We start from the raw sequence: 2699 nt of genomic DNA on the forward strand, positions 1-2699 counted from the left end.
CCTGTTGTCGAACGCGAAAAAGAATTATTCCAATGGATTATGGACAAAAGAGAAATATAATCAGTTACATGAGTTAAAGGCTCAACTGTTGAATGATGAGTTCACCATTGGCGAGCATCTAGAAGCCTATATAGGTAAGGGGGCTGTCCTTCACTTTAGGAATAACAGTGGATTCCGGACCGCTGAGTTGAATAATGAAATCTTGAACCTGATGTTTATTGAAGAGGATGCCTATGCCGGGCTTTCGACCTCAATGGAAACCATTGTAAATAAGATGATGACAGGATATATGGACTTTATTCCGAGTAAGCTTCTGGCTAATCAATATCAATCGGATAGTCATATATCCGTCTCCTCAGGTAATCAGGATTCTTATCTTGTGGATATGAGCGAAGATAATTACCCCGACTCTGTTACGAAAAAAGAGGATGATAATTCATCTATCCAGCATGAAGAGGTGGCGGAGGATTCATCAGGAAATGAGTATAAGGCATTTGTAGATAACCATGATGAGGTATATAAAGATGAAGAAGAAAGTTCTGCTAATGAGCAAATGGAAGATATTGCGATTGATGAGGAAAAGGATGAGGATCAACCGAGCGACCTAGAAACCCAAGTACCTTTAGAAGATATCAGGGTTCCTATTGGGGTCATCCAGGGTTCTAATCAGGTTGTGAATTGGGAATTTGGACATAAGAACCTTGCCAATCGCCATCTATTCATCACTGGTGGATCCGGTCAAGGGAAGACATATTTCATTCAATGCTTGCTATGGGAGTTAGCCAAACATGATATATCCAGTATTATCATTGACTATACGGATGGTTTCAAGAAGTCCCAGCTCGAGGATGAATTCAAGGAGAACTTAGGTGACAGATTGGAGCAATTTATTGTCCTTGCGAAGAAGTTCCCGATTAATCCGTTCAAGAGGAACAAGAAAGAATTGGATGAAGATCTATTTATCGATGAAGATGACTCAGATGTTGCAGAAAGAATGAAGAATGTCATCGGTTCTATCTATACTACCCTGGGACCACAACAACTAAATTCTATCTATCAAGCCGTCATGAAAGGCATGTCTATTTATGATGAAAAGATGAACTTTGAGATTCTCCGTGAATTGTTGGAGGAGGATGGATCAGGACCAGCGAAAACTGCCCTGTCTCAAATGAATCTGCTCATAGATAAGAACCCATTTGACTCAAGCCAGGATATGGACTGGTCCTTCCTTGAGAAAGAAAAAGGAAAGGTATTTATAATCCAGCTGACAGGATATTCACCTGATGTCCAAAAACTAATCACGGAATTCATCCTGTGGGATTTATGGTATTATAAGCTACAACATGGGAATAAACGTATACCATTCCCAGCAGTGCTTGATGAATCTCAACGTCTTGATTTCAGCAATAACTCTCCAAGTGCGAAAATCTTAACAGAAGGCCGGAAATTTGGCTGGTCTGGATGGTTCGCCACCCAATCAACTAAAGGATTCTCTGGAGATCAAATCAGCCGATTGCAAAATTCAGCCGTGAAGATTTACTTCTCACCTGTTGAAAATGAAATATCAACAATCGCAGCGAATATAGCGGCAGACCATAGAGAAAGAAAAGAGTGGGAAACAAAGCTAACCAACCTTCAAAAGGGACAATGTATTGTATATGGCCCTGTGTTAGATAGGAACGGAAAGCTATTACCATCTAGGCCTTATGTTGTGAATATATCTGCGTTTAGCGAACGATAATAAACTAACAAGCCCCTTCGAGATATGAAGGGGCTTGTGTCATTTTTGTAAATAGCGGGTAAAGGATAGTAAAACCAGACAGTGATGTGATTCTATATGAATACGCAGATGTCAGATGAAACAAGAAAGAAAATAATGGGTTCTATTCATGGGAAAGGTACCAAGCTCGAGAATAGAGTTTCCCGAGAACTTTGGAGAAGAGGATTCCGTTTCCGGAAAAATGTAAAATCATTATACGGAACTCCTGATATAGCCATCAAAAAATATAAAGTAGTCATTTTCATCGACTCTTGTTTTTGGCATGCTTGTGAACTGCATGGGGCTTTACCAAATAAGAATCAGTTATTCTGGATAAACAAGTTCAATCGGAATAAGGAGCATGATTTTGAGGTCACTAATTATTATATACGTAAGGGATGGCATATTTATAGGGTATGGGAGCATGATTTAAAGAGGGATTTTTATGGGACGATGGATAAATTAGATGGAGTAATATTGGATGCCAAGCGAAGATTTCAATTAAAGGTATTACAATGATTAGAAGAGGAGAAAATCAAAACTCTATATTTTCTCCTCTTCTATTATTTTAAGATGTTATCTTAATCTATATTATCAATTCTATTCTTTAGTAAAGAATTTCTGTGAAATTCCATAAATTCTTGTTGTTCAGGGAGTAATATAATCTTCATATCATCTCGAATGTTTAAAGTTTCATGGTAGGAAGATGGTAACACATCAGAGATAATGATTCTTCCATCCTCATCAAAGCTAATATATCCTTTATCAAATAAAGCGTCATGAGTTATACATAACAGTAAACCATTATTTACGTGATTTTTTTGTATGTCAACAGCAACAGGCCAAGGAATAATATGGCTGGCAATTAATAAAGGCTCCAAGGAAAGAGGGCAAAGTTGGCAACGGCTTTCGGGTTTTAATAATTTCGCTCTGAAATTGG

The 2699-nt window shown here is 38.1% G+C and carries 3 protein-coding genes; 2 read left to right on the forward strand and 1 reads right to left on the reverse strand.

The features are described from left to right. Window positions 1–1741: ATP-binding protein (locus AC52RT_RS16890; protein ID WP_495541822.1), on the forward strand; the 1741-nt coding region annotated here is incomplete at its 5' end. 96 nt (window positions 1742–1837) lie between these two features. Continuing rightward, on the forward strand, window positions 1838–2278 hold the full coding sequence (locus AC52RT_RS16895; protein ID WP_495541823.1) for a very short patch repair endonuclease: 441 nt from the start codon (window positions 1838–1840) through the stop codon (window positions 2276–2278). Window positions 2279–2340: 62 nt separating this feature from the next. On the opposite strand, the gene AC52RT_RS16900 is transcribed toward AC52RT_RS16895, so the two are convergent. Next, a partial coding sequence (locus AC52RT_RS16900; RefSeq protein WP_495541824.1) for an HNH endonuclease occupies window positions 2341–2699 on the reverse strand: 359 nt, incomplete at its 5' end.

It is taken from the genome of Peribacillus sp. (genome assembly GCF_059453735.1).